Annotated in this window: 25 protein-coding genes; 7 read left to right on the forward strand and 18 right to left on the reverse strand. The window is 63.9% G+C overall.

Annotated elements, in window-relative coordinates; genetic code table 11:
* Positions 1-107: 107 nt before the first annotated feature.
* Positions 108-1340, reverse strand: a complete 1233-nt coding sequence (locus QCE83_RS19165) for a LysR substrate-binding domain-containing protein (RefSeq protein ID WP_309814295.1) — start codon at positions 1338-1340, stop codon at positions 108-110.
* 139 nt (positions 1341-1479) lie between these two features.
* On the opposite strand from QCE83_RS19165, the gene QCE83_RS19170 reads away from it, so the two are divergent.
* The 4 genes from QCE83_RS19170 to QCE83_RS19185 all read left to right on the forward strand — a co-directional run bounded on the left by QCE83_RS19170 (position 1480) and on the right by QCE83_RS19185 (position 5847).
* Positions 1480-2331 (forward strand): amidohydrolase family protein, encoded by an 852-nt coding sequence (locus QCE83_RS19170; protein WP_309814299.1) that lies wholly within the window; start codon positions 1480-1482, stop codon positions 2329-2331.
* Between the two features lie 23 nt (positions 2332-2354).
* Positions 2355-3254 (forward strand): hypothetical protein, encoded by a 900-nt coding sequence (locus QCE83_RS19175; RefSeq protein WP_309814301.1) that lies wholly within the window; start codon positions 2355-2357, stop codon positions 3252-3254.
* Between the two features lie 82 nt (positions 3255-3336).
* Positions 3337-4692 carry a C4-dicarboxylate transporter DctA gene (dctA, locus tag QCE83_RS19180; protein ID WP_309814306.1) on the forward strand — a complete coding sequence of 452 codons (1356 nt, stop codon included), beginning with the start codon at positions 3337-3339 and terminating at the stop codon, positions 4690-4692.
* A gap of 168 nt (positions 4693-4860) precedes the next feature.
* Positions 4861-5847: a porin gene (locus tag QCE83_RS19185; RefSeq protein ID WP_309814309.1), complete on the forward strand. Its 987-nt coding sequence runs from the start codon at positions 4861-4863 to the stop codon at positions 5845-5847.
* Here the strand turns inward: QCE83_RS19185 and QCE83_RS19190 are convergent.
* The 3 genes from QCE83_RS19190 to QCE83_RS19200 all read right to left on the reverse strand — a co-directional run bounded on the left by QCE83_RS19190 (position 5835) and on the right by QCE83_RS19200 (position 7927).
* Positions 5835-7076, reverse strand: a complete 1242-nt coding sequence (locus QCE83_RS19190; protein WP_309814312.1) for an MFS transporter — start codon at positions 7074-7076, stop codon at positions 5835-5837. The genes QCE83_RS19185 and QCE83_RS19190 overlap by 13 nt on opposite strands.
* The gene (locus QCE83_RS19195) at positions 7073-7402 is read right to left on the reverse strand and encodes a hypothetical protein (protein ID WP_309814314.1); all 330 of its coding nucleotides are present in this window, start codon (positions 7400-7402) and stop codon (positions 7073-7075) included. Before QCE83_RS19195 ends, QCE83_RS19190 begins: the two co-directional genes overlap by 4 nt.
* A 72-nt stretch (positions 7403-7474) precedes the next feature.
* Positions 7475-7927, reverse strand: a complete 453-nt coding sequence (locus tag QCE83_RS19200; RefSeq protein WP_309814317.1) for a MarR family transcriptional regulator — start codon at positions 7925-7927, stop codon at positions 7475-7477.
* A 200-nt stretch (positions 7928-8127) separates the two neighbouring features.
* Here QCE83_RS19200 and QCE83_RS19205 point away from each other — a divergent pair, with 200 nt between their 5' ends.
* Positions 8128-8397, forward strand: a complete 270-nt coding sequence (locus tag QCE83_RS19205; RefSeq protein ID WP_309814321.1) for a DUF4148 domain-containing protein — start codon at positions 8128-8130, stop codon at positions 8395-8397.
* Between the two features lie 27 nt (positions 8398-8424).
* On the opposite strand, the gene QCE83_RS19210 is transcribed toward QCE83_RS19205, so the two are convergent.
* The 13 genes from QCE83_RS19210 to QCE83_RS19270 form a co-directional block, all read right to left on the reverse strand.
* Positions 8425-9645 carry an MFS transporter gene (locus QCE83_RS19210; RefSeq protein WP_309815480.1) on the reverse strand — a complete coding sequence of 407 codons (1221 nt, stop codon included), beginning with the start codon at positions 9643-9645 and terminating at the stop codon, positions 8425-8427.
* Positions 9646-9702: 57 nt separating this feature from the next.
* Complete coding sequence (locus QCE83_RS19215; protein WP_309814323.1) at positions 9703-10578, reverse strand: phosphate ABC transporter substrate-binding protein; 876 nt, start codon at positions 10576-10578, stop codon at positions 9703-9705.
* A gap of 41 nt (positions 10579-10619) precedes the next feature.
* Complete coding sequence (locus tag QCE83_RS19220; RefSeq protein WP_309814326.1) at positions 10620-12170, reverse strand: acetolactate synthase large subunit; 1551 nt, start codon at positions 12168-12170, stop codon at positions 10620-10622.
* Entirely contained in the window at positions 12170-13027 is an 858-nt protein-coding gene (locus QCE83_RS19225; protein ID WP_309814329.1) for an aldolase/citrate lyase family protein, read from the reverse strand. The genes QCE83_RS19220 and QCE83_RS19225 overlap by 1 nt, the downstream gene beginning before the upstream one ends.
* Before the next feature lie 11 nt (positions 13028-13038).
* Complete coding sequence (locus QCE83_RS19230) at positions 13039-13887, reverse strand: amidohydrolase family protein (protein WP_309814332.1); 849 nt, start codon at positions 13885-13887, stop codon at positions 13039-13041.
* 19 nt (positions 13888-13906) lie between these two features.
* Positions 13907-14932 carry an amidohydrolase family protein gene (locus QCE83_RS19235; protein WP_309814335.1) on the reverse strand — a complete coding sequence of 342 codons (1026 nt, stop codon included), beginning with the start codon at positions 14930-14932 and terminating at the stop codon, positions 13907-13909.
* Between the two features lie 21 nt (positions 14933-14953).
* Entirely contained in the window at positions 14954-15925 is a 972-nt protein-coding gene (locus QCE83_RS19240; RefSeq protein WP_309814338.1) for an ABC transporter substrate-binding protein, read from the reverse strand.
* A 202-nt stretch (positions 15926-16127) separates the two neighbouring features.
* Entirely contained in the window at positions 16128-17069 is a 942-nt protein-coding gene (locus tag QCE83_RS19245) for a LysR substrate-binding domain-containing protein (protein WP_309814340.1), read from the reverse strand.
* A gap of 34 nt (positions 17070-17103) precedes the next feature.
* Positions 17104-17634 carry a carboxymuconolactone decarboxylase family protein gene (locus QCE83_RS19250; RefSeq protein WP_309814343.1) on the reverse strand — a complete coding sequence of 177 codons (531 nt, stop codon included), beginning with the start codon at positions 17632-17634 and terminating at the stop codon, positions 17104-17106.
* A 24-nt stretch (positions 17635-17658) separates the two neighbouring features.
* Positions 17659-19692, reverse strand: coding sequence for a tripartite tricarboxylate transporter permease (locus tag QCE83_RS19255; protein WP_309814346.1), 2034 nt, complete (start codon positions 19690-19692; stop codon positions 17659-17661).
* A gap of 64 nt (positions 19693-19756) precedes the next feature.
* On the reverse strand, positions 19757-20611 hold the full coding sequence (locus QCE83_RS19260) for an amidohydrolase family protein (protein ID WP_309814348.1): 855 nt from the start codon (positions 20609-20611) through the stop codon (positions 19757-19759).
* Positions 20612-20667: 56 nt separating this feature from the next.
* Entirely contained in the window at positions 20668-21711 is a 1044-nt protein-coding gene (locus QCE83_RS19265) for a hypothetical protein (RefSeq protein ID WP_309814351.1), read from the reverse strand.
* A 189-nt stretch (positions 21712-21900) separates the two neighbouring features.
* Positions 21901-22860 (reverse strand): LysR substrate-binding domain-containing protein, encoded by a 960-nt coding sequence (locus QCE83_RS19270; RefSeq protein WP_309814354.1) that lies wholly within the window; start codon positions 22858-22860, stop codon positions 21901-21903.
* Positions 22861-23000: 140 nt separating this feature from the next.
* Here QCE83_RS19270 and QCE83_RS19275 point away from each other — a divergent pair, with 140 nt between their 5' ends.
* Complete coding sequence (locus QCE83_RS19275) at positions 23001-24020, forward strand: ABC transporter substrate-binding protein (RefSeq protein WP_309814357.1); 1020 nt, start codon at positions 23001-23003, stop codon at positions 24018-24020.
* Here QCE83_RS19275 and QCE83_RS19280 read toward each other — a convergent pair.
* Positions 24017-24763, reverse strand: coding sequence for an alpha/beta hydrolase (locus tag QCE83_RS19280; RefSeq protein WP_309814359.1), 747 nt, complete (start codon positions 24761-24763; stop codon positions 24017-24019). The genes QCE83_RS19275 and QCE83_RS19280 overlap by 4 nt on opposite strands.
* A gap of 317 nt (positions 24764-25080) precedes the next feature.
* Between QCE83_RS19280 and QCE83_RS19285 the strand changes: the two genes are divergently transcribed.
* On the forward strand, positions 25081-25554 hold the full coding sequence (locus QCE83_RS19285; protein ID WP_309814361.1) for a hypothetical protein: 474 nt from the start codon (positions 25081-25083) through the stop codon (positions 25552-25554).
* Positions 25555-25683: the final 129 nt, after the last annotated feature.

Genomic DNA, 25683 nt, shown 5'->3' on the forward strand with positions numbered 1-25683 from the left:
CATCGTCTCATCGCGACCCGGCAGCGTCCATTGAATAAATTTCTCGACGCGTTAACCTGCGGGTAAAGGCGCCTGCCCGATTCAGTGCGGGAAGTGGACGATCGCACTCACGCGGGCAGCCCGCATTCTTCGCGCAAGCATTCGATGAACGCCTGCTGCACGGCGGTGCCGAGCCAGTCGCTTCGCACCGTATAGCCCACCGCGCGATCCGCCTCCGGCGTCTTCAGTTCGAGCGCGACCATGTCGCTGCCAGGATAGGCCTCGCGTATCTGCGAGCGCGACAGCAAGGTGATGCAATCGCTCTCGACGAGCATCGCGATCATCATCGCGAGCGAACTCGTTTCGACCACGAGCGGCGGCGTGGCGGGCAGGCGCGCGAAGAGGCGGTCGATCACCGCGCGGCGCGGCACCGTGCGCTGCGGCACGACCCAGTCGTAGTCGGCGAGATGGTTGGGCATGATCGACTTCTGCCGCGCAAGCTTATGGCCCTTGCGCACCGCGACCACATACGGGTCCGCGAACAGCTCGGTTTCCTGCACTGCGCCGGTGAGCCGGGGCTCGCGCAAGCCGCCGACGATGATGTCGATGCCGCCCGCGCGCAGATCGCGCAGCAGCGGCGCGTGCGAGCCTTCGTCCACCGTGATGCGGGCCGCCGGATAGCGTGCGCGCAGCCGTTGAATCACGCGCGCGACGAGCCGCGGCGGCAACAGCGGCAACACGCCGATGGCCACGCGCCCGGTGCGCTGGCCGCGCGCATAGGCGAGATCTTCACGGGCCTGCGCGATCTCATACAGCGCGAGACTGAGCCGCCGCGCAAATTCGACGCCCGCCGGATTCGCCGCGACGCTGTGCACGCGCCGTCGATACAACGACACGCCCACGCTCTGTTCGATCTGTCGCGCCGCGCGATGCACGGCCGGCTGCGAGATGCCGAGTTGCTGCGCCGCCTCCGCCGCCGACCCGGCCTGCGCGATGGCGATATGACAGCGCACCTGGGCGTCCGTGAGGTGCCGGCAGATCGTCGCGCTGTGCGGGGAAGGCTCCTCATGGCCGGTCAAGGCCGCGACCGCGCGCTCCATCTGATCGAGCATGCGCCGCGTGCGCCGTTGCAGGATGCGCCCTTCCGCCGTCAGTTCGCTGCCGCCGTAGCCGCGTTCGAACAGTTGCCCGCCGAAGCTGGCCTCCAGTTTGGCAATGGCAAGGCTCACCGCCGGCTGGGTGCGTCCCGCACGCGCCGCAGCCTGTCCGATACCACCCGATTCGCACACGGCGTCGAACAGGAACAGGCGCCGCAAGCGCGTCAGATCGTCGTTCGACGGGTCGTCTTCGCGGTTCGCCATGGCGTTCGACCCCTATGTGAAAACCCTTAGCTTAACCATAATTTATGCCCAAGCGCAAAGTTCATATTGCGGGATTCGCTCGCAACCGGCTTACAGTGACGTCCATTCCACTGCAAAGAAGTCCCCCTGGAGCCGCTTCATGTCCGTTGTCATCGATACTCACACTCACGCCATTTCCCCGGATAAACAGCGTTTTCCGCTCGCACCGGTTGGCGGCCACCAGTCCGAATGGTCGGCCAAGCGTCCCGTCAGTTTCGAAGGCCTGCTGGCCTCGCTCGACGATGCCGGCATCGACCGTGCCGTGGTCGTGCAGGCGTCCACCGTGTACGGCAACGACAATAGTTATGTGGTGGAAGCGGTGCGCAGTCATCCGGACCGCTTCGCCGGCGTGTTCTCCATCGACGTGCTTGCGAACGACGCCGTCACGCAACTGCAACGCTGGCTCGACGCGGGCCTCTGCGGACTGCGCCTCTTCACGACGGGCAGCACGATGCCCGGGCAAGCGGGCTGGCTCGACGACGAGCGCTCGTTCCCGGTGTGGGAATACGCGGAACGTCATGGCGTGTCGATCTGTCTGCAAATGACGGCGCAAGGCATTCCCGCGCTGCTGAACATGCTCGCGCGGTTTCCGAAGATCCGCGTGTTGCTCGATCACCTGGCGCGTCCCGACCTCGCGGGCGGAGCGCCGTATGAAGCGGCGGCACCGCTGTTCAGCCTGGCATCGCATGAAGGGGTGTATCTGAAGCTCACGAACCGCACGATCGCGGAAGCGTCGCGCGGCGCATCGACGCCGGAGGCGTTCTTCCCGCGCGTGCTCGACGCCTTCGGTGCGCATCGTATTGCTTGGGGCTCGAACTTTCCCGCAGCGGAAGGCGCGCTGCCGCAATTGCTCGCCGATGCACGCGCCAGCCTCGCGATGCTGCCCGCCGATGCGCAGCAAGCCATCTTCGGCGGCACGGCGCTGACCGTCTATCCGGCGCTGGCCGTCTGAATACGCTTTTTATGAGTCATGACATGCAACCGCTGCTGCTGAAAACCGCCCTCAAGACCTACCCGCACACGCGCGCCCTGAAGCGTGGCGAACTGACCGATCCCGCCGTACAACTCGTGTTCGACGAAGTCGAGCCGATTCACAACGCGTTCGCGCCGATGGCGCGTCGCCAGGCTTATGACGTGAGCGAGCTCGCCATCGTCACGTACTTGCAGGCCAAGGCTTATGGCAAGCCGCTTATCCTGCTGCCCGCCGTCGTGGCCGCGCGGTTCCAGCAAGGCTGCATTATTTATAATGCGCGGCGCGGCAAGCTCGATATCGATCAGTTGTCGGGCAAGAAGATCGGCGTGCGCACTTATACGCAAACCACCGGCATGTGGGTGCGCGCCATCCTGTCGGGCACGTACGGCGTGCCGGTCGAAGCAAACGAATGGATCACCATCGAAGGCGCGCATCTCGAAGAGTATGCGGACCCGTCGTTCGTGCAACGCGCCGCGCCCGGCAAGCAACTGTTGCCCATGCTGCGCGCCGGTGAACTCGATGCCGCCATCCTCGGCAACGACCTGCCCGACGAAGCGGGTCTCGAACCGCTGATTCCGGAAGCCGCGACAGCCGATCTCGCGTGGTACGCCGCGCATCGCTACGTGCCGATCAACCATGTCGTCGTCGTGACGCAAGCGCTGGCCGATGCCCATCCGCAAGCCATGCGCGCCGTGTACGACCTGCTGTGCCGCGGCAAGGCCTCGGTGGCCGCAGAGAATGCCGGCAAGCCCGACAAGCTGCTGTTCGGTTACGACGCATTGCGCGCGCCGCTCGAAGAAACGCTGGCGTTCTGCGAGGAACAGGGTCTGCTGCCGTGCAAGCTGACCGTCGATGAAATCTTCGCGGACAGCGAACGCATTCTGGGCGACGCGGGGCGCTGAGTCGCCTCGCATGCCGCCTTTTCACTTATTTCATTTTTAGAAGCGAATCCGAATTCGCCACCCGCACCGCAAGGAGACACCCATGAGCTTGCCCGGCAACGCCGCCACGCAACCCAGGAAACGCCGGCCGTTCTATCGCGACCTGTCCTTCCAGGTCCTGGCCGGCATGGCGCTCGGCATCGCCACAGGCTATCTGTTCCCGAAGTTCGGCATCAACCTGCAACCGGTCGGCGACGCCTTCATCCGCATCATCCAGATGCTGATCGGCCCGATCATCTTCTGCACGGTATGCAGCGGCATCGCGGGCGTGAAGGACTTCAAGAAAGTGGGCCGCGTCGCGATCAAGGCGCTGTTCTACTTCGAAGTGGTCACGTCGCTCGCGCTGGTGCTCGGGCTGGTGGTCATCAACGTGCTGAAGCCGGGCGTCGGCATGAACGTGGACATGCACAGCGTGCATTCCGCCGCCGTCGATGCGTATGTCGCGAAGGCTCATCATGTCGTCACGACGAGCGAGTTCCTGCTCAATGTAATCCCGCACACCGCGTTCAGCGCGTTCTCGGGCGGCGATGTGCTGCAAGTGCTGTTCTTCTCGGTCCTGTTCGCTTTCGGTCTTGCCGCAATCGGCGACCGAGCGAAACCCGCACTCGATTTCATCGACTCGGTCTCGGGCGCGCTGTTCTGGATGATTGGCCTGACGATGAAGATCGCGCCCATCGCGGCGTTCGGCGCGATCGCGTTCACGGTCAGCAAGTTCGGCTTCGGCACGCTGCTCTCGCTCGGCAAGCTGATCCTCGAGTTCTACCTGACCTGTGCGCTGTTCATCGTGCTGATCCTGTGGCCCATCGCCCGTGTGAACGGCTTCAGTCTGCTGCGGCTGATGCGCTATATCGGCGCGGAGTTGCTGCTCGTGATCGGCACGAGTTCCTCCGAAACCGTGTTCCCGCAATTGATCGACAAGCTCGAACGACTGGGATGCGAACAGTCCGTCGTGGGTCTCGTGCTGCCGACGGCCTACACCTTCAATCACGACGGAACCTGCCTGTACTTCGCCGCTGCCGCCGTGTTCCTCGCCCAGGCCACCAACACGCCGATGGGCTGGCACGAGCAACTCGTCCTGCTCGCGGTGCTGCTGCTCACCTCGAAAGGCGCGGCGGGCGTGTCCGGCGCAGCCATCGCGGTGCTCGCGGCCACGCTGGCTGCATCGAACACGATTCCTGTCGAGTCCATCGCGCTGATTCTCGGCATTCACAAGGCGATGTCGAGTGCGTTCGTCTTCACGAACATCATCGGCAACAGCGTGGCGACGATTGTCGTCGCGAACTGGGAAAAGGCCCTCGATCGCGTAGCCCTGACGCGCGAGCTGAAGTCCGGATTCCGTCCGTCCGACGTCCAGATCGGACCGATCAAGCAGGCGAGCGGCGGCTCCGCCGGTCATTGACTGACCGCCGCCGGCATCGACTCGATTCCGGCGGCCTTATTTTCGGAAAGAAAAGTTCCGGAAATAACTAGTCATACCGATCGCAAAAAATTCTAATGAAGTTGGAGACACGTTGTGAAAAAGATAGCTTGGAAAAGGCTAGGACTGACCCTGTCCGCAGCCGCCGGAATGTCGTCGGCATTCTCTGTACATGCGCAAACCAGCGTGACGCTGTACGGCACCGTGGATGGCGGCATCCGCCATCAGACCAGTGCGGCCAAGGGCGGCGGCACCGTGACCACGATGAACTCGAACGGTTACTACAGCTCGAACAAGCTCGGTTTTCGGTTGAAGGAAGATCTGGGCGATGGCTGGAACGCACACGCCCAGCTGGAAAGCGGCTTCAATCTCGGTAACGGCCAGTTCGACAACACGGCCAACCGCGAATTCAACCGGCAGTCGTTCGTCGGTATCGGGCATCGGACTTATGGCTCGATCGATCTCGGCCGGCAGTACACGATCGCGCACGACATCATCAGCATCTACGACCCGTTCAGTTTTCATTTCACGCCGATCCTGCCGCTCACCGTCGCCTCTGACGGCACGCGCAACGACAACGACGTGAAATACAGAAACCGGATCGGTTCGTTGCTGTTCGAAGCGGACAACTCGTTCGGCGGTGTCGCGGGCAATTTCAGCAGCGGCGCAGCCCGTGCCGTGGGCATGAGCTACGCGGCGGGCCCCGTGGCCGTGGGCGGCGTGTATGGACACCGCAATGTGCTGAACGGCACGCGCTACCTGGGCGACAGCTACTACATGCTCGGCACCAGCTATGCGATCGGACCGGTCAAACTGTCCGGCGGCTTCATGGCCGAAGACCTGCAGGACCCCGCCGCGCCGCATACGGTGACGAACAATGCGTTCGGCGGGCTGGCATGGACGATCACGCCGTTCATCGTGTTTCGTGGCGGCTATTACCAGACCAACGTCTCCACCGACAAGGCCGGCCGCCGCAGCTTGTCAGCCCTGTCGCTGGCGTATCTGCTGTCCAAGCGCACGACGCTCTATGCCGAAGCCGACTACACGTCCTATCGCCACGCTGTTGTCAGCACGCTGAACCCGGCCGGGGCGAACAGTCAGACTGCGTTCACCATCGGCATCGATCATCTGTTCTGAAGTGACATGCGCTGTTCACGCCGGATGCGGGACAGCGCATAGCCGCCAACCGATACGGCGGCGAACCCCGACAGCGCGCCGATCCCCAATGCCCAGCGCGGCCCCAGGTGGTTGGCGACCCAGCCGACCACCGGCGCGCCAATCGGCGTGCCGCCCAGCGCAATGGCCAGCCGCAGCGCCATGACGCGCCCTCGCATCGCGGGTTCGGTCGAGATCTGCATCAGACTGTTCGTGGTGTTCGTAAAAGTGAGCGCCGCCACGCCGATCACGACCAGCGCACCGGCGAACAGCCAGTAGGTGGGCGCTACGGCCGCGAAGGTGCAGCCCACGCCGAACAGGCCTGCTCCGGCCAGAATGGCGCCGAAGCGCGGCCGGCCGCGTCCCGCCGCGAGCAAGGCGCCGGAAATCGTGCCGATCGCCATGAACGACGAAAGCAGGCCGTAGCCGCGCGCGTCGGTATGGAAAACGCCGACAGCCATCGTCGAAATGAAAATCGGAAAGTTGAGGCCGAAAGTGCCGATCAGGAAAAGCATCACGAGAATCGCCTTGAGGTCGGGGCGTGACCACGCATAGCGGAAACCTTCGGACATGCCCTTGCGGGCGCGCCCGGCCCGCGCGCTCTCGCGCAGCTCGGACCTGCGGAACCACGACATCGAAACCAGCACGGCGACGAAGCTGACACCGTTGACGAGAAAGGCCCAGCCTGTGCCGATCGAGCCGATGACCAGCCCCGCCACCGCCGGGCCGATCATCCGTCCCGCGTTGAACGACGTGGAGTTGAGCGCGACCGCGTTGTGCAGATCCGCGTCGCCCACCAGCGAGCCGACGAAAGTCTGCCGAACCGGCCCGTCGAAAGCCGATGCACATCCAAACAGCAGCGCGAACACATACACATGCCACAGCACGACGACGCCGGTCACCGTCAGCACGCCCAGCGCCAGTGCCAGCGCGCCCATGGTCGCCTGGGTGAACATCAGCAGCTTGCGCTGGTCGTAGTGATCCGCCGCATAGCCCGTCCACGGCAGCAGGACGATCTGCGGCCCGAACTGGAGCGCCATCACCGTGCCGACCGCCGAGGCGTTGTGATGCGTCAACTGCGTCAATACGAGCCAGTCCTGCGCGGTACGCTGCATCCAGGTGCCGACGTTGGAGACGAGCGCGCCGGCAGCCCACAGGCGATAGTTGAAAACCTTCAGGGAACGGAATGCCTGCACTGCTCGAAACCTCACGTCCGCGTAGTCATCCGGCCACCATGGAAGCGGCCGAAGTGCCTGGCTAGAAACAGCCCGATGACCAGCATGCCGAGGCCGAATGCCAGGGCATCAAAGCTGTTGCGAAAATCGAAATGACCGACGTGACACACCAGCGCGTAGCCGATGACGAGATTGAAGAAGCCCCACACCACGTTCACCGTCGATGAGGAAAGCCCCTCGCCGGGTGGTGACGCAAAGGGGCTCTGGAACGGTTCGCCTCGGACGCCGCTGACCAGATGCGGCAATGCGTTGCAAAAAAAGACGCCGCCGAAGAACCAGGCGATGAGATCGAGCCATTCCATTTTTTCAAACGCCTCGTGTGTCGAAAGGGTCAAGGCGTCGCGCTTTCCGGCGACGCAAGAAGACAAGCAGGTTCACTCGTCCACCAGCCGCGCGAGCAATGCCACGGCCGCTACGACTTGCGCCTGCTCGGTGGCGGACAGCCGCGCGCGGATGGTGCGGGACAACCAGTCCTGCCGCGCGCTGCGCCCTTTGCGGATCATCGACAGACTGGTTTTGGTGAGGGACAGGATGGTGCGGCGTCCATCCTCCGGGTCCGGCTTGCCCACGACATGCCCGCCGGCCATGAGCGCCGCAACCGCCGTTCCCATGGATTGCGTGCGGATGCCTTCGGCTTGTGCAAGCTCCGACACCGAGGCCGGGCCATCGCGCTCCAGACGCAGCAGCACGGCTGTCTGCGTGCCGGTCAGATCGCCGTAAGTCGACTGCGCGCGCATGTTGCGCTTCAGCCTGGATACGACGGAACGAAGCGCGGCCGCGAGTTCGTCGGCGCTGTCGAGCTTTGGGTTTGCGGATTGATCTGCCATGGCGTCACTCTGACAGATGCAAAGCAAACTGCCAAGTTAACTTACTAATTTGGGCGAAGCGAAAAGCCGTACGCCCTTAACCAAACCGTCAACTCACACGCCGATAAATTCAATAGACTAGGTAATTACCCTAGTGTGAAATACGACCTGTCGCCGCCGAAAACAATCACGCGGCTCTCATCACGCAGAAAGGTCAAAACATGAAACTCGCCATCCACGCCGTATTGGTCGCCGCCGCCATCCTCGTTCCCGCAGCCGCCTTCGCTCAGACGAGCGAGCCGCTCACGCGCGCACAGGTCCGGGCAGAACTCGTGCAACTCGAGAAAGCCGGCTACAACCCGCTCAGCAACTGCGACGGCAATTGCCCGGACAGCCTCCAGCGCGCCGAAGCCGCCCTGCTGCGCAGCCGGAATGAGGCGACCGCCGCGTACGGTCCCGCATTCGACGGCACGCAACAAGCCGGCCGATGAACCCCTGGCGAACACTCGGCGCTGCGTTCAATGCAGCGCGTCGCGCGTGGCGAGCGGCTTGAACAGGCGGCTCCACGCAAGGCTCACGAGGATCGTCGCAACGCCGCCCGCGACCACTGAGCCGATCACGCCGAGCCCTGTCGCCGTGACGCCGGACTCGAATTCCCCGAGCTGATTGCTGGCCCCGATGAAGAGCGTATTCACCGCCGCCACGCGACCGCGCATGCGATCCGGTGTCTCCAGCTGAATGAGCGTCTGCCGCACGACCACGCTGATGGTGTCCGCACCGCCCGAAACGGCCAGCAGGATGAGCGACAAGGGAAACCATGTCGACAGCCCGAAGCCGACGATGGCAACGCCATAAATGCCCACCGCAACGAGCAGCTTCTTGCCGACGCCGCTGGCAATCGACCGTCGCGACAGGAACACGCCGACACACAATGCACCGACGGCGGGCGCCGAGCGCAGCAGTCCGAGCCCTTGCGGTCCAACATGCAGGACTTGCCGCGCATAGACCGGCAGCAACGCAGTCGCGCCGCCGAACAGCACGGCGAAGAGATCGAGCGAAATGGCGCCGAGCAAAAGCGGATGGCTCCAGATGAAGCGCAGGCCGGCGAGGATCGAATCGGCGGTGACGGGTTCACGCGGCGGCGGCGTGAAGTCATAACGCACGAAGAAGTACAGCAAGGCGCTGAAGCAGAACAGCGCCGCACTGGTCAGATACACCGTGACCACGCTGATAGCGAACAGCACGCCGCCCAGCGCAGGCCCGGCGATGACGCAGGTCTGCTGGACCACGGTGCTCAGCGCCATCGAGCGTGCAAGGAGCCTGGGCGGCACGAGCATCGGCAAAAGCGCCTGCTGGCCAGCCATCTGGAACGGCCTGATGGCGCCGAGCACGAGCGACAGCGCCAGCAACGCGTCGCGCGTGACATGGTGCGTGGAGGTAGCCGCCGTGAGCAGCGCTGCCGCAACCGCTTGCAGCGCGAGACACGCGGCGACCATCCGCCCGCGATGCAGGCGGTCCGCGCAATGACCGGCAACGAGCGTCGTCGCGAGTCCCGGCGCGAACTGGAACAGACCGACGAGGCCAAGGTCCCATGCGCTCGATGTCAGGTCATACATGTGCCAGCTGATCGCCAGCATCAACATCTGCTGGGCCGTGATGGAGCCGATGCGCGCGATCAGGAAGCGCGTGAGCGGTGCGTGGCGCAGCAACGACGTCACGTCATCGGAACGGGTCTGCATGGCGGGTGATGAAGTCATCTCTTGTATCGCGGGGCGCAGCCGCTCACGAGCCTCGTATCAACCGAGGCTGCCGGTCACATCGTCGAAGAGCTCATCCACGGACAGGCGCCGCGGAATGATCTTCTGGTCGAGCGCCCAGTCCACCGCGAGTTGCAGACCCTTGCGGTTCGCCTCCAGCCCGAGCGGAGGAAACACGGCCGGAACGCTCTCCGCAGCCGCGCGGCTCTCGGCCACCATGCGATACAACTCGCGCACGATATCCGGCCGCTCCTTCGACAAGCGCTCGTGCACCACGAACATGTGATTGATCGGCACGACGCCCGTGCGCGCGAACCAGTCTTTCGCGGCGTTCTGCGCATCGGGCACGAGGGTGCGCACGCGCTCGTCCTTGGGCATGTCCTCGCCCAGGAGCGCCGCCGTCAGCTCGCCGTCCATCATCATCTGCGGAATCGACGAACCGGCCGGCAGACGCTGGCAGTTCGAAGGATCGCTGTATTCGGCGAGGTGACCGTCGCCGAGCGTCATCCACGTGACCTTGTCGAGATCGACACCGTACTCATGGCGCAGGATGCCGCGAATCCACAGCGCAGTAGTCTGCGTGTAGGTGCGCACGCCAACCTGCTTGCCCTCGATATCCTTCGGGTCAAGATGACCGAAGTCGAGGTTATAACCCGCGCAGTGATGCTGGAAGCGGCCCGAGATCGGCGCGGGCAGCAGGACATACGGCTTGCCATAAGCCTTTGCCTGCAGGAAGGTGACGATGGCGAGCTCGCCGGCATCGAACTGGTTCTCGCGCACCATCGCCTTGAAGCCGTTGTGCGCGGGCGTCGGTCCGCAGTAGTCGAGTGTGACGAGGTCGGACTTCACGCGGCCATCGCGCATGGCCTTCGTCACGCCGTATTCGGCGAGATTGACGCGGAGCGTCGTTGTCATGATGTGTGCTCCTTCATTGCTTGTATCGTGCTTTGATGGGTTCAGAGGCGCACTTCGATCAGGCAAGGTCCGTCCGCGTGCGTCGAATCGGTCAAGGCCTTGTGGAAGCCCTCGGCTGTCTCGACCGCCACCGCCGGCACGCCCATGCTCTTCGCCATCGCCAGCCAGTCGATGCGCGGCTTGTCGATGTCGATCATCGACAGCGCGCGCTCACCCGGCGCACCCGCGCCCATGTTCGCGTACTCGGCCTTGAGAATTGCGTAGCTGTTGTTGGCGAAGATGATCGTCGTGACGTTCAGGCTCTCGCGTGCCTGCGTCCACAGCGACTGGATGGTGTACATCGCGCTGCCGTCGCCGACCATGCAGAACACGCGGCGATCGGGACACGCTAGCGCAGCACCGGTGGCTACCGGCGTCGCATAGCCGATCGACCCGCCCATGTTGTTGATGAGATCGTGCGGACGCGCGCCCATCGTGAGATTCATCGACTCGCGCCCGGTCGTCAGCGATTCGTCGACGACGATGCAGTGTTCCGGCAACGCCGCCGCCAGCGCATGCGCGATGCTGGTCGGATTGAGCGCGCCCGTCGGTACCGGCGTCTCGATGCGTGCCTGCAGCAACGGCGCCGTGCGGGATGCACCGAGCGCATCCAACAGCATGTCGAACGCGAGTTCGCTGTCTTCGTCGGCTTCGACGAGCGCATGCACCAGCGTGCCTTCGGGTTTCAGCAAGCTCGGCTTGTCCGGATACGCGAAGAACGCCACCGGCTCGCGCGTCTCCACCGTGATGATGTGCTTGAAGTCCTTGAGGAACGCCGTGGCCTGCGCGACCGCATACGGAATGCGCGCGAGCGGCACACGCCCCGCGCCCCGCTCAATGCGCGCCGTGAAGAACTGCGAGCCGAGCACGGCGCCGGTCGCGGCGGCGACACGGCCGGCCTTGTCCAGCGCCACGCCGCGCGTCGCCTTGTTCGCAAGCACGATCAGCGCGGGCTCGCCCGAACGAAGCACGCGCGCAATGTGCTCGATGCGTTGCGCGGACGGCGCCTTGCGGCCCGTCGCTCGCGTCGGCAAGGCTTGCGGCGCGGCACCGGCTTGCTGCCAAGAGGTGTCGCCTGGAAGAATCAGCGTCGCGATCTGCCCCGGATGCTCGCTTGCCTTGGCCACCGCTTGCGCGGCATCCCAAGCGATGGTGTCCGCGGATTCGGCACGCCGCACCCAATGACTCAACGGCCGCGCGAGGCCTTCGATATCCGAGGTCAGCGGCGGATCGTACTTGAGATGCGACACCGAATGCTCGCCGACCACATTGACCATGCCCGACGATGCGCGCTTCGCGTTGTGGATGTTTGCGAGACCGTTCGCCAGGCCCGGTCCGAGATGCAGCAGCGTGGACGCGGGCGTGTCCTTCATGCGATACCAGCCGTCGGCGGCGCCTGTGGCCACGCCTTCGAACAGGCACAGCACGCTGCGCATGCGCGGGTTGTTGCCGAGCGCGGCAAGGAAGTGCATCTCCGAGGTGCCCGGATTCGCGAAGCAGATATCGACGCCCTGATCCACCAGCGTCGCGACGAGACTTTCGGCGCCGTTCATCAGTAGCCTGCCAGTTCGCGTGCGAGACCGACGACGCCATACGTGCGCGCCGGCGCCGACATCAGGAAGCGATAACCTTCTTCCTGCAAGCGGCGATGATTCTTCGCGGTCACATGCGGATTGCCGACGACCACGTTGTGCTTGTGACAGGTCTCGGCAATCTGGCGCATCGCGGCGACCACTTCAGGATGTTCATACTGACGCGGCAGCCCCAGTTCCTGACTCAGATCGCCCTCGCCGATCAGGATGAAGCCGATGCCCGGCACGTTGGCGAGGATGTCGTCGAGGTTCTCGATAGCCTGCGTGCTCTCGCACATCAGGCCCACGAGAATCTCGCCTTGCGGCGCGAGCGGCCAGACATCGGCCTTCTCGTAGTACTGCTGCATCGACAGGCCCCAATAGCGCGCGGCGTTCGCGGGGCCGTCGCCGCGCACGCCCTTCGGCTCGTACAGCGGCGCGTTCTTCGGGCGCGCATAGCGGCACGAGGCCACGGCGTTATAGGCCTGCTCGACCGTCGCCACGTGCGGCCAGATCACGCCGTATGCGCCGCGGTCCAGCACCTGCTTGGCGAAGCTCTGGTTCATCTCCACGCCGTTCGCGGGAATGCGCGCCAGCGGCGTCACCTTGGGCGCGACCGAGCCGGATTCTGCAATCTGCTTGCGGTTCAACATGTACTGGAAGGCATCGCCGAGCGCGGCCACGTCGTACGGGTTGTGCTCCATCTCGAAGACGATGCCGTCATACGGCGAATCGCTCATCTCGATGGCGGTCTGCTTGTCGAGCTTCGCGAATGCCGCGTGCGCGGCCTTGCCCGATTCGAAAGCGCGAATGATGCTGTTCAGGCGAGTGTCTGACATGATGGTCTCCGTTATTGGCTCAATGCCGGATAGAGCTTCTGCGCGGTCTTGCCGAAGATCCATGCGCGATCTTCTTCGCTGAGGCACGCAAGCCCTTGCTGGGCCGTCGCGAGAATCTCGCTGAGCGTGCCGGGCGACGTCGGGAAGTTCGAGCCCCATGCAAGACGTTGCGCGCCGAATGCCTCGACCACGCGCGGAAAGAACGTCTCCGCGCTGGCCTTCTCCTTCTTCACGTCGCCGAAGATGCGCGGCGTGAGCTTCATGTACACGTTCGACAAGTCGCCCAGTTCGAACAGTCCCGCTGACTTCGCATACGGCGGGCCGTCGAGGACATCGGGACGCGCGAGGTGATCGAGAATGATGTTCACGCCGGGAAACTTCTCCGCGAGCATGCGCACCTGCGGCAAGCCGACCGGGCCCGTCTGGATGCACATCGGCAGCCTGAGTTCGGCGAGCATCTCCCACGCCTTGAACGACTTCGGGTTATCGAGCTCGCTCGGATCGAAATCCTTGGTGGAGCCGCCCGTGAAGATGCGCAAACCCGCAAGACCCTTGTCGGCCCATCCCTTGATGACGGCGGCCACGTCGTCGGCCAGCATGTCGACGGAACCCACCGCGATGAGCCGGTTCTTGTACTGGTTGCAGCCATCCACCACGTAGCTGTTGTCGAAACCATAGGTGGTCGACGAATGCACGACGGCGGCCTTCGCAACGCCTGCCTGGTCCATCGCTGCGATCAGCGCCTCGACGGTGTTCGGGCGTTCCTGCGACCAGTCCGAGCGCTTGCCGAACAGCGGCGCCGGCGGATAGCGCGTCTCGTCGTCCGAGATGATGTGCGGATGAATGTCGATAATGTTCATGTCTTCATTCCTGGTCGGGTCACAGGCCGCGCGCCTTGAGTTGCTGGTCCAGGCGCGGATAGACGCGGCGCGCGTTGCCTTCGAAGATCGCGTGGCGGTCCGCGTCGCTGAGCGCTTCGCAGGCGTCGATATAGCGCTTCGTATCGTCGAAGTACTCGCCGGTGTTCGGATCACGCCCGCGCACCGCGCCGATCATCTCCGAACCGAACATCACGTTGCTCGTCGGCACGACCTTGGTCAGCAGTTCCACGCCCGGATGGTGATAGACGCAGGTATCGAAGAAGATGTTGTTCAGCAGGCCTTCGAGCGGACGCTTGGCGATCTCCAGCGACATGCCGCGATAACGTCCCCAGTGATACGGCACCGCGCCGCCGCCGTGCGGAATGACCAGGCGCAGCGTCGGGAAGTCCTTGAACACATCGCCTTGCAGCAACTGCATGAACACCGAGGTATCGGCGTTCAGATAGTGCGCGCCGGTGCCGTGATGGCACGGATTGCACGAGGCAGCGACGTGGATCATGGCGGGCACGTCGAGATCGCACAGCGCTTCATAGACGGGATACCACTCGCGGTCCGTCATCGGCTTCCCGGTCCAGTAGCCGCCGCTCGGATCCGGATTCAGGTTGCAGCCGACGAAGCCCATTTCCTCGACACAGCGGCGCAACTCGGGCACCGAGTTCTTCGGCGGCGCTTTCGGCGATTGCGGCAACTGGCACACCGGCGCGAAGTTCTCCGGATACAGGTCGCATACGCGCCGCACCAGATTGTTCGATACCTCGGCCCATTCGAGGCTCGTGCGCTCGTTGCCGAGGTGATGGCTCATGAGGCCGGCGATCGGCGAGAACAGCGTGAGGTCGCCGCCGCGTTCCTGTTGCAGACGCAGCTGACCATTGCCGACGCCTTCGCGGATCTCGTCGTCGGACACATGCGCGCCGGAGAGCGGCGGCGCATTGGAGGGGTCGTCGGCGGCTGCGATCTGCTTGGCGCGCCAGTCGCGGAAAGAAGCGGGGACGGTCGTGAAGTGACCGTGACAGTCGATGATCATGTTCCTGGCCTTACGTGTGATTTAGACGCGGGGATCGACGAACAGCTCGTTCATGGACATGCGGCGCGGCGTCAGGCCTTGCTTGAACGCGGTCGCTTCGAGCGCTTCGATGGTCTTGCGGTTCTCTTCCACGCCATACGGCAGCGGATCGTTGCCGACGATCTTCTGCAGCTCGATGTACTTCTTGTTCTTCTTGTCGGTCAGTTCGCCCGCGTTGAGCTTCGCGAGCCAGTCCTGCTTGGCCTTGTCGAAGGCGTCGTAGAGTGACTTCGCCACCCACGGATGCTCGGCCAGCACCGAGTCCTTGACGACGATGGTGCCGTGCATCGGGTACACGCCGGTGCGCGCGTAGTACTCGGATTCGAGTTCAGCCGCATTCGGGAACATGTCCGGATAATCCGCTTCGACTTCCTTCCAGCCGCCCGTCGGGTCGCCGGTGCGGCCAATGCCCGCGTTGCCGTGGAAGCCCGCAACCAGTTCGCCCTTGGCCATCATCTCGGCAAGCGACGTGCCCTTCGGCGCATGGATCACGTTCGGCGGCAATTGCAGCTGCGTGACGTGCTCTTCGTCATCGACGACCCACGTGACCTTCGAGGGATCCAGCCCGAACTCGTCGATCAGCACCTGGCGCGTCCACGCACCGGTGGTCACCGAATACGCGCGCACGCCGACCTTCTTGCCTTCGAGATCCTTCGGCGTCTTGATGCCGGCATCCGGACGCACCAGCAGACCCGAATGATGGAAGCGGCGCACGACGAAGATCGGCAGCGCAACGAACGGCGCGCCATACGCACGAGCGATGATGTAAGTGGTTGGCGCGAGTTCGCAGACATCGAATTCGACGTCGCGCACCATGCGGCGGAACGCGCCGATCTGCGGCTGCACCGTGATGAATTCCGCGTCCACGCCTTCGATGGGAATGGAGCCGTCGCGGATGGCCGAGGTATGCGGATGCTCGGCGATCGCGAGCTTGAGATGGACTTTCTTGGTCACTGGAGTCTCCTGGGAGGATTGATCGTGCGAGTCGAACTCGTGTCGGTGCCGACATGATCTTTCGAGACGCCCTGCTCCGTCTATTGAATAAAGAAGCAAGGGGCTTAACCGTTTGGTAAAGAGTGGGGCGAACGTAGCAGATACGGAACCCTAACTAATTGGCCGATGCAAAACCGAAAACACGTCGCCGTGCTTTCGGCAGTCAGGCCTTCGCGCTTTGCAGCTGTTGCGCAGCCTCCTCCAGACACGCGACCATGAGTTGCGCACTCGGCGTCAGGCCGCGATTGCGGTTCCACAGCACGCCGGAGGGGCGCAACAAGCGCGGCAAGCTCAGGGGCAGCGCATACAGCGGTTGCGTGGGATCGTTCGCGGGCGTGCCTACCATGACGGCAATGAAGTCCGATATCTGCAGATGCGCCCGCGTCACGTGCACGGACAAGGTCTCGATGTAGTTGTTGGTCAGCGGTACGTCATGCGCTCTCAGCGTGCGTTCGAGTGAATCCCGCAGGATCGAGTTCTGCGGCGGCAGGATCCAGGGATAGGGAAGAAGGTCGGACCACTTGATCGTCTTCGCCCGCGCCAATGGATGATGCCGCCCGGTCATCAGCGTCACGGGCTCTTCCAGCAGCGGCTTTTCCTCGAAGCTGCCGAGCGTATCCGGCGCGGGCAGGCGCCCGACGATCAGGTCGAGACGGCCCTGCCACAACTCCGGCAGCAACGCGCCGCGCGTGCCCTCAACGACTCTCACGTTGGTGCCCGGCGACTTGTTCTTCAACAGGTTGAGCGCGAGCGGCAGCAGCGCGGACGCCGAAGCCGGCAACATGCCGATATGCACCTTGCCCTCGGTGCCCGCGCTCAGTGCCTTCATTTCATCGCGCGCCTGATGCAGGATGGTCAGCATCTCGCGCGCATGACGGATGAGGCATTCGCCGTGCGGCGTGGGCACGAGCCCTTGTGCCGTCCGCGCGAACAGCGTGAGGCCGAGCCCGCGTTCCAGCTCGGCCAGCGACTTCGATACCGCCGGCATCGTGACATGAGTGACTTCCGCCACCTGCGTCAGATTGCGATAGGTATCGATGGTCACGAGCAGGCGCAGATGTCTCGCCTTGAGATTCACTTGCAGATAACCGTCGAGTTCCGACACGATCTTTCTCCTACTGCCTCATAACCTGAGCTGTTCAGTCTTTGGGCTGCAATGCATGCAAGGTCATGCCGAGCGAGATCGACGTGAAATAACCGATCGTGACGAGAAGTTCGGCGATCACCGCCCGGCCCAACTCAGCATCGTACTGGGCAAAGCGCGCATCGTCGACCGCGCCGCCTGCGAGCAGCGCACTCACCGCGTCGCACACCAGCGCAAGACGCCCCTCGTCCGCCTCGGGCTTGCGCCGCTCCAGGATCGCGGCGACGACCGTTTCCGGAACGCCTGCCTTCAGCGCGTGCCGCCGATGATTGGCGATCACATACGGGGCATTCCAGAACACGGCGGTGGCCAGGATCGCGACCTCGGTTTCCGCTTCGCTCAGCACGGGCGAATGATCCACATGCGTGCCGATGATCTCCATCCCCTCGGCCAGACGCGGGTTATGCAGCCAGATGTTGAACGGCGTGGGAATTCGTCCGCGCCCTGCGCCCAGTTGCGCGATGACGCGCTGCTGATGGTCGGTGGCCTGCTGCGCGTCGATGCGCGCCAGTCGGTCTTGCGTCATGCTTCGCTTCCTTTCGATGATGAATCAGGCTCCGCCCAGTCCAGGCAACCACTGTCCGAGAAAGCTCTCCGGCCAAGGGATATGCAGGATCTGATCGAAGACGATGTACAGGAACACGGTCACGCACGCCGCGAGAATCAGGCTCAGCTTCCACGACTCGCGGCCTTCGATGCGCATGTACGCAACGATCATCAGCGGCACCGTGGGCAGCATGCCGATCACCGACATGCAGGCGAGAAACGCGAGAAACCAGCTGAAAAAACGGGCCGCGCGCTTCAGCACGGTCCTGACGGGAAGCTTCTCGTCGTGGTCGCCGGATACGTCCATGTGAACGCCGCTGCTTGCCCGCGCCACGCCATGCGCCGGAATCACGAAGACCTTGTACGCGAGACTCAATGTTCCCGCGATGACGAGAATGCTCGCGACCACCGTCGGCCCGATGCGCGCCATCAGCAGCCAGTCCTGCGAGCTTGCCAGCATGTAAATCCCGACGACGATGAAGAACACATGCACCAGATCTTCGCGCTTGAAGTGCACCGAGCCGCTCGGCTTGAACTGCGCGAAGCCGCCGCTGCGCAAGGCCGTGAAGAGCGGCTTGAAGAACACCAGCGCGGCGAGCCCCAGCAACACGATGACGACAGGACGCGCGAGCCAGTCGGTGCCGTAGCGGACGAAGGAGATCGACATGTAGCGCTCCATCAGCACGCCGAGCACGAGGCCGAGGATCAGCGGCGGACGCGCCCACCTGAGCCGCTTCATGGTCCAGCCGATGACGCCCGCGATCAGCAGCACGAAGAGGTCGCCCCAGCTGCGCGAACCCTGGAACGCGCCGACATAGATGACGGGCATGATGACAGGCAGAATGAGCGTGTAGCGCAGCGTCGATACCTTCGCGAACTGGCCGCTCAGCAGGAAGCACAGCCCCGCGCCGAAGATGTTGGCGAGCGCGATGGACCAGACCATCGAATAGGTGAAGTCGAGATGCTTGGTCAGCATGTCGGGGCCGGGGATGAAGCCGTGCACCATCATCGCGCCGAGCAGGATGGCCTGCGCCGCGCCGCCCGGCACGCCGAAGGACAACATCGGCACGAGGCTGCCGCCTTCGCGCGCGTTGTTGGCCGCTTCAGGCGCGATCACGCCGCGCACGTCGCCCTTGGTGAACGTCTCCTTCGCGCCCTTCGCGGTCTGCAATGCATGACCATAGGCGATCCAGTCCGTCACCGCGCCGGTGATGCCCGGCACCGCGCCGAGAATCGCACCGAGACCGCCGCAGCGCAGCACCAGGAACCAGTTGCGGAAGCTGTCGAGCACGCCTTCGCGCATGCCTTGCCGCGATGTGAACTGCACGTTCTGCGCAATGGCCGCGCGGCGGATGGCCAGTTCGCACAACTCCGGCAACGCGAAGATGCCGAGGATGATGGGCACCAGCGGAATGCCGTCCTGCAGATAGAGCAGATTGCCGGTCCAGCGCATCTGTCCGGTCGCGACATTGGTGCCGATCATGCCGACCAGAATGCCGAAGCAGGCCGCGACAACGCCACGAAGCGGCGCGTTGCCGGACAGCGCCGACACCATCGACACGCCGAACACGGTCAGCGACAACATCTCCGGCGTGCCGATGGACAACACGAACGGACGCACCAGCGGCAGCGACACCGCGAGGATGACCGCGCCGATCAAACCGCCCATCAGCGAAGACATGTAGCACGCGCTCAGCGCGCGCGAGGCTTCACCGCGCTTGGTCATCGGCAGGCCGTCGAGCACCGTGGCCTGCGACGCCGCATGGCCGGGCACGCCGAACAGCACGGCCGGAATCACATCCGAAGTGGTGATGACGGACGCCATGCCGAGCAGCATCGCGAAGGCGGAATACGGGTCCATCGTGTAGGTGAACGGCACCAGCAGCGCAAAGCCCGTCAGCCCGCCGATGCCCGGCAGCAAGCCGATCGCGAGACCGACCGCCACGCCGAACACGAGAAACATGATGCGGTGGAATTGCAGGAGCGTCGACAGCGCATGTCCGGCCGCCATCAACGTTGCATCGTTGAAGAACTCCATGTCTCATCCTGATGGAATGGCGAGCTGCACAGGCTCGCCTGTTATCGGTCGTGCAGGAACGGACTCAGCCGGCCAGCATCGGATACAGCTTCTTCGCGGTGCCGCCCCAGATCCAGGCGCGTTCGTCGTCGCTCAAGCCCGCGAAGCAGGCATTGCCTTGTGCAACGAGATCCTTCAACGGGCCGGCCGAAGCCGGATAGTTCGAGCCGAACGCGAGATGGTCGGCGCCGAATACCTCGACGAGCTTCGCGAAGAACGGCTGCGCGCCGCCCGGCGCGGCCTGTGCGAGATCGAAGGTACGCGGCGTGATCTTCATGTAGACATTGGGGAATGCAGCCAGCGCGAACAGGTCCGCGCAGTTCGCATACGGCGGTCCGGCTTCGAGGTTGGGCCGGCCGCAGTGATCCAGCACGATGTTCACCGCAGGAAAGCGATCGGCCAGTTCCGCCACCATCGAAAGGCCTTCAGGCGTGGTCTGCACCGCCATGGTCATGCCGATCCCGGCGCAGCGTTCCCAGATCGGAAAGGTCGCGGGATTCACCAGCCAGCTGCCGTCGCTCTGATGCGTGGCGCCGCCGGTGAAGAGGCGAATGCCGCCCATGCCGCGAGCAAGCCAGTAGTCGAACGTCTGCAGCGCGTCGGGCGCCAGCAGGTCGAACGAATAGACGCCGGTGAAGCGGTCCGGATGTTGCGCGACGCTGTCGGCGACGTAGGCGTTGTTGGTGCCGTAGGTCGTCGATGAATGCACGATCGCGGCCTTGGACACGCCCGCCTCATCCATCTCGGCGATCAGTTGCTCGAACGTGATGGGCCGCGTCGCCGACCACTTCGACCGGTGTCCGTGCTGAGGCGCGATCGGATACCGTGCCGTGTCGGTCGAGATGATGTGCGGATGAATGTCGATGATGTCGGGCGTCATGGGAAGCTACCGTAAGGGTGTTGATGTTCTCTCAGGTTCTTTCTCGCTGCGGCTGCTCAATGCGAGCTGAAGATGAGCTTGCGTGCATCGTCGAGCTGACGTTGGGGCGTGGCATACAGCTTCGCGATGATCTGTTCCACCGCATCGCCGCTGATGGGATCGATCGGATAGCCCGACTGCTTCATCGCGTCGATGAAATCCGGATCCGCGATGGTCTTCGCGAACGCCTCGCGCAGCGCATCGAGCCGGTCTTGCGGCACGTCCTTCGGCACGGCGATGGGACGGCCCGCCTGGAACGGCAGGATGAACAGGTTGAACAGCGCCTTCACGTCCGGCTGCGTGATGTAGGAAGAGAGGTTGGGCACGTCGGTGTACCCGGCCGGGCTTTGCCAGCCCAGATGCAGCAGCACCTTCATCTTGCCGTCCTTGAGGAGCCGCACCGGTTCGCCCTGTTGCAGCCCGTCGATGGTGGAGGCCCAGCCATCGACTTCACCGCGCTGCATCGCCAGATACACTTCGCCGCGGCCCGTATAGCCGGGCACGATGCTCATCTTCGCGCCCATGTATTCGTTCAGCAGCGCGGGCAGCGTGCGGTCCTCGTTGGCGAAGCCGGTCGCGCCGATATACATTTTCTTCTTGCTCAGATCGTCCGCCGTGGTGACGCCCGAACGGGTCATCGAGACCAGGCAGTACTCCACCTTGTTGAGGCTGCCGAGCCATCTCACCTTGCGCGGATCGAAGCGGTTCTGCCGCTCATCGAGCAGCGGGATATACAGGTTGTTCCGTTGCAGGAAGCCGATCACGGTACCGTCGCTCGGCTGCCGCGATTGCAGCGATGCCGCTGCCACCATGCCGCCCGCGCCCACCACGTTCATCACGATGGCCTTCGGATGACCTGGAACATACTTGACGAAGAAGCGTGAGAACTGGCGCGCGACGATGTCCGTCACCGTGCCTGCGTCCGCGCTGACCAGAAGCGTCAACGCCTTGCCGCGATAGAAGTCCGCGACCGACTGCGTGGATGCCGGGGCCGCGCATGCATGTGCGGCGAAACCGAACAGCGCCGCGCAGGCGCAGAGCGCGGTCCTCAGATTCATCATCGTTCTCGTCTCCGTGTAGATGCGCGGAACTGTCCGTGGAATGGCCGGGAAAGCGTGCTTCCCGGTGGCAGTTCGCGTCGTCGCCCGTGTCGTTGAGCGTGAATGAATTGTGCCAGCGCCTCGAATGGCCCGGTTTGAGAAAAACTGCGGGCCGGTTGAGGAAATGGTTAAGGGGGCGACGGGACGACGTCAGCCGCGCTTCTGGCCTTCCTGGGACAGGTGCTGCGCGGTTTCTTCGAGGCAGGAGATCATCAGTTGCGCGCTCGGCGTGAGCGTGCGGACGCGGTTCCAGAGCACGCCGGCGGGCCGCAGCAGGCGGGGAAGCGTGAGCGGCAGCGTATGGAGCGGCTGGGGCAGCGTGGCCTCGCGCGCGGAGGTGTCGGCCATGACGGCGATGCAGTCGGACACCTGCAAGTGCGCGCGGATCACATGCAGGGACAAGGTCTCGATGTAGTTGTTGGTCAGCGGCACGTCGTGTACTTCGAGCGCGCGCTCCAGCGGATCACGAAGAATGGAGCCCGCGGGCGGCAAGATCCACGGATAGGGCAGCAGGTCCGCCCACTGCACGTTTTTCCTGCGCGCCAGCGGATGCTGCCGGCCCGTGACGAGCACGACGGGCTCTTCCAGCAGTTCCTTCTCTTCGAAGCTGCCCGGCGTATCCGGAGGCGGCAGGCGGCCGACGACGAGATCCAGATGGCCTTGCCACAACTCCGGCAACAGCGACTCCGCGGACCCTTCGACGATCTTCACGTTGGTGCCCGGCGAGCGCTGCTTGAGCAGGTTCAACGCATGGGTCAGCAGGCTGGACGCAGAGACAGGCAGCACGCCGATCTCGATCTTGCCTTCCGTGCCGGCGCTGAGGGCCTTCAGTTCGTCGATGGTCTGGTGCAGCACATGCAGCATGGCTCGCGCGTGGCGCGTAAGACATTCGCCGTAGGGTGTCGGCACCAGTCCCTGTGCCGTGCGCGTGAAGAGCGTGAGGCCAAGTCCGCGTTCCAGTTCAGTCAGCGACTTCGAGACCGCGGCCAGCGTGACGTGCGAGACCTCCGCCACCTGGCTGAGATTGCGATAGGTATCGATGGTCACCAGCAAGCGCAAGTGCCGCGCCTTGAGGTTGATCTGCAGGTACCAGTCGAGTTCCGCCGACACGTTGCCTCCTCTCCCGGTATGAGTAATTCGTTAAGTCGTTGCCCATTTTACTCAATCGACCCGGCCGCGACGGTTCGGCACAATGCGCCCTCGTGCCAGCGCTCCTCGATTGATAACGACCGGCATCCGGAGACACAAAGATGACCTGTGATTTGAACCGTCGCGGCTTCTTGCGCAAGGCGGGCGCCCTTGGCGTGGGCCTCGCCGCGGGTCCGTTTGGCGCGCCTTATGTCGCACGCGCCGCCAACAGCGAGATCCGCATTGTCAGTAACCCGGGTCTGGAGAACGCGACGCTCAACGCGCTGATGGACGAGCTGGAATACTTCAAGACCTATGACGTCGATGCGCGGATCATCCAGATCCCCGGTCCCACCGGTCCGTTCGACGCCATCGCACGCGGCGCGGCCGATGTCTGCATGGTGTCGGGCTACAACCTCGTGCTCACACGCATTGAACAGGGCGCGCCGGTGAAGATCGTCGGTGCAGGGATGAAGAAGTGTGCGCTGACGGTGTACGCAGGGCCCGGCGGCATGCGGACGCTGGAAGGGTTGCAGGGGAAGACCGTCGCGGTTGGCCCGCAACATGGCCTGCTGCATACCCTGATGCTTCAGCTATTGAAGGAGAAAGGCGTCGATGCTTCGCGCATCACGTTCGCCGATCATGGCAGCAACGACCACTGTTTCGATGCGGTCGCAAGCGGCGCCGCCGATGCCTGCCTCGCCAGCATCTCGCATCTGAACGATGATGCAGGGCCGCAGGTCATCAGCGCAGGAAATCTGTGGCAAGCCTTGCCGGATTGCGTGTTTCAAACGGCCTATGCGGCGGACGCGGCGCTTGGCGCGAAGCATGAAGGTCTGGTGGCCGTCATGGCCGCGTATGGCGCGCTCTATGACTATCTGATGTCGCCCGCCTCGCACGATGCCTTCCTCGATGCCCGCAAACGGGCGCAGAAGCGTTTCGATGCTGCATCGGCCGAGGCGATCTGGTGGTTCAATCAGACGCAACGGCCGTATTCGCGCAACCTGACGCTGAGCGAGCGCGAGATCGGTTATCTGCAGGACATGGATATCGGCGTCGGCAGCCTGAAGCGCAAGCAGGCGTTCAGTGCGGTGGCGGATATGTCGGTGGCACGCGCGGCCGCAGCCAGGTTCACGGCTTAGTCCTTCCTTGCCGAACGCTCCGCGATCTCGCGCATGATGGCCGCGAATGCGGCTGGATCTTCTGCGCAGGACGTGTGGCCCGTATCGAGTACATGCAGCACGGCGTGCGGCATGCCCGCCGCCAGTTGCTGCGCATGGGCCAGCGTGCGCGCGGCGTCGGACTTTCCATGCACGATGGCAGCCGGCAAACCGCCAAGCTGGCCGAGCAAGGGCGTGAGATCCGTCTCCATCTGACTGCGGATGGCCGCCGCGACCGCTTCCTTGCGCACGCGCGACGGGTAGCTGCGCACCTCCTCCAGCAAAGGCTCTTCGGGAAGACGCAGGAAGCAACGCGCCAGGAAAGCCTCCCAGAACTCGACGCCCCATTCGGTTTCGATGCGCCTCACGATGGCATCGGCATCGCCATGACCGCGCGTATTGGCGCCGCTGTTCGACAGCACCAGCCCACACACGCGCGGGTCGTCGCGTTGCATGTCCTGCAATGCGGCGAGCACCGCGAGCGGCGTGCCGAGCGAGTGGCCGACGAGCACGATGCGCGGTTCATCGGCGACGCATTGCAAAGCACGCCCGGCGATGGCTTCCAGCGAAAACGGACCATCATCCTCGAGCCATGCGAGCGCCAGTGCGCGCAGGCCGGACAGGCGCGCGGCCTCCGCGAACACGGCGGGACTGCACATGGCCCCGGGCAGGCAAATCAAGGTAGGCAGCGACCGGTCTCCGTCGCCGATAGGAAGGATGCGCATGCTGTTCGATGGAAGGATGGGCCGCAAGGGCGCCCGAAGGTGACCGACTTTATCAGATCGGTTTGCCTAATGCGTCCGCGCCGGCACTAAAGCTCTCTATGCCTCACGCATATCGCATGCAGAACACAAAATGCCATCCGGCATCTCGAATGCAAACGTAATGCGCTTTCTTCGACGGATCGCAAGGCATCGGAAACCACGCTGAAAGCCTTGACGGAACAGGATCCGGGCGGTGCGAGGGCCGGGCCACGTTCTTGCTGGCAGCGCCTCGGACGTCCTGTGATCCATCCATCTCTTTTACTCGCCAAGGAGCCCTCTTGCGACGCTACACTTCCCTCATTCTGATGTTCGTCACCCTGTTCTCCGGCTGTGCGGCTTACCGGACCCACGAGGCCCGCAAGGACTCCGGCGCGCTGATCGGCTCGAACGTGCTCGACCTGGTGGCCGCTGTCGGCATTCCCGACAAGACCATGAAACTCGTGGACACGAACTCCCCGAATGACCGCATGGTCATGCAGTGGAATTTCTCCAATTCGGATGCCGCATTCGACCTGAACGTGATCCTGCTCGACCTGAAGATCGGCGGCGCGGGCAAGTGCAGCATGACCGCCACCGCCGACCGCTGGGGTGGCAAAGTCCTTTCGGTCAACTTTCCCCAGGCACACAGCGACAGCATGAATTCCGACTACAGCGCGTGTGAGCCGCTGGTCGAAGAAGCGCTCCAGCATCTGGCCCATACGCCCGTCGATCCGTCTTTCGACGCCTTCTCGCTCGTTGGCGCGGCGAAGTAACGATCGCATGGCGGAGCATCGCAAGGGTGCTCCACGCCCCGCTTTCCGATTCGAATAGCACGAGAGAGCCGGCCCGAAGCGTGCGCTTTCTCGTGCTTCCTGCATGCAGCAAGTGTTGTTTTCTGCATG

This window comes from Caballeronia sp. LZ034LL, assembly GCF_031451215.1.
GTDB lineage: Bacteria > Pseudomonadota > Gammaproteobacteria > Burkholderiales > Burkholderiaceae > Caballeronia.

Coding starts and splice junctions, on each gene's coding strand:
- QCE83_RS19280 (WP_309814359.1), bottom strand. CDS start 24,763: ATGCGCATCCTTCCTATCGGCGACGGAGACCGGTCGCTGCCTACCTTG.
- QCE83_RS19170 (WP_309814299.1), top strand. CDS start 1,480: ATGTCCGTTGTCATCGATACTCACACTCACGCCATTTCCCCGGATAAA.
- QCE83_RS19220 (WP_309814326.1), bottom strand. CDS start 12,170: ATGAACGGCGCCGAAAGTCTCGTCGCGACGCTGGTGGATCAGGGCGTC.
- QCE83_RS19235 (WP_309814335.1), bottom strand. CDS start 14,932: ATGATCATCGACTGTCACGGTCACTTCACGACCGTCCCCGCTTCTTTC.
- QCE83_RS19205 (WP_309814321.1), top strand. CDS start 8,128: ATGAAACTCGCCATCCACGCCGTATTGGTCGCCGCCGCCATCCTCGTT.
- QCE83_RS19210 (WP_309815480.1), bottom strand. CDS start 9,645: ATGCAGACCCGTTCCGATGACGTGACGTCGTTGCTGCGCCACGCACCG.
- QCE83_RS19265 (WP_309814351.1), bottom strand. CDS start 21,711: ATGATGAATCTGAGGACCGCGCTCTGCGCCTGCGCGGCGCTGTTCGGT.
- QCE83_RS19260 (WP_309814348.1), bottom strand. CDS start 20,611: ATGACGCCCGACATCATCGACATTCATCCGCACATCATCTCGACCGAC.
- QCE83_RS19195 (WP_309814314.1), bottom strand. CDS start 7,402: ATGGAATGGCTCGATCTCATCGCCTGGTTCTTCGGCGGCGTCTTTTTT.
- QCE83_RS19165 (WP_309814295.1), bottom strand. CDS start 1,340: ATGGCGAACCGCGAAGACGACCCGTCGAACGACGATCTGACGCGCTTG.
- QCE83_RS19250 (WP_309814343.1), bottom strand. CDS start 17,634: ATGACGCAAGACCGACTGGCGCGCATCGACGCGCAGCAGGCCACCGAC.
- QCE83_RS19200 (WP_309814317.1), bottom strand. CDS start 7,927: ATGGCAGATCAATCCGCAAACCCAAAGCTCGACAGCGCCGACGAACTC.
- dctA (WP_309814306.1), top strand. CDS start 3,337: ATGAGCTTGCCCGGCAACGCCGCCACGCAACCCAGGAAACGCCGGCCG.
- QCE83_RS19255 (WP_309814346.1), bottom strand. CDS start 19,692: ATGGAGTTCTTCAACGATGCAACGTTGATGGCGGCCGGACATGCGCTG.
- QCE83_RS19175 (WP_309814301.1), top strand. CDS start 2,355: ATGCAACCGCTGCTGCTGAAAACCGCCCTCAAGACCTACCCGCACACG.
- QCE83_RS19215 (WP_309814323.1), bottom strand. CDS start 10,578: ATGACAACGACGCTCCGCGTCAATCTCGCCGAATACGGCGTGACGAAG.
- QCE83_RS19230 (WP_309814332.1), bottom strand. CDS start 13,887: ATGAACATTATCGACATTCATCCGCACATCATCTCGGACGACGAGACG.
- QCE83_RS19185 (WP_309814309.1), top strand. CDS start 4,861: ATGTCGTCGGCATTCTCTGTACATGCGCAAACCAGCGTGACGCTGTAC.
- QCE83_RS19275 (WP_309814357.1), top strand. CDS start 23,001: ATGACCTGTGATTTGAACCGTCGCGGCTTCTTGCGCAAGGCGGGCGCC.
- QCE83_RS19225 (WP_309814329.1), bottom strand. CDS start 13,027: ATGTCAGACACTCGCCTGAACAGCATCATTCGCGCTTTCGAATCGGGC.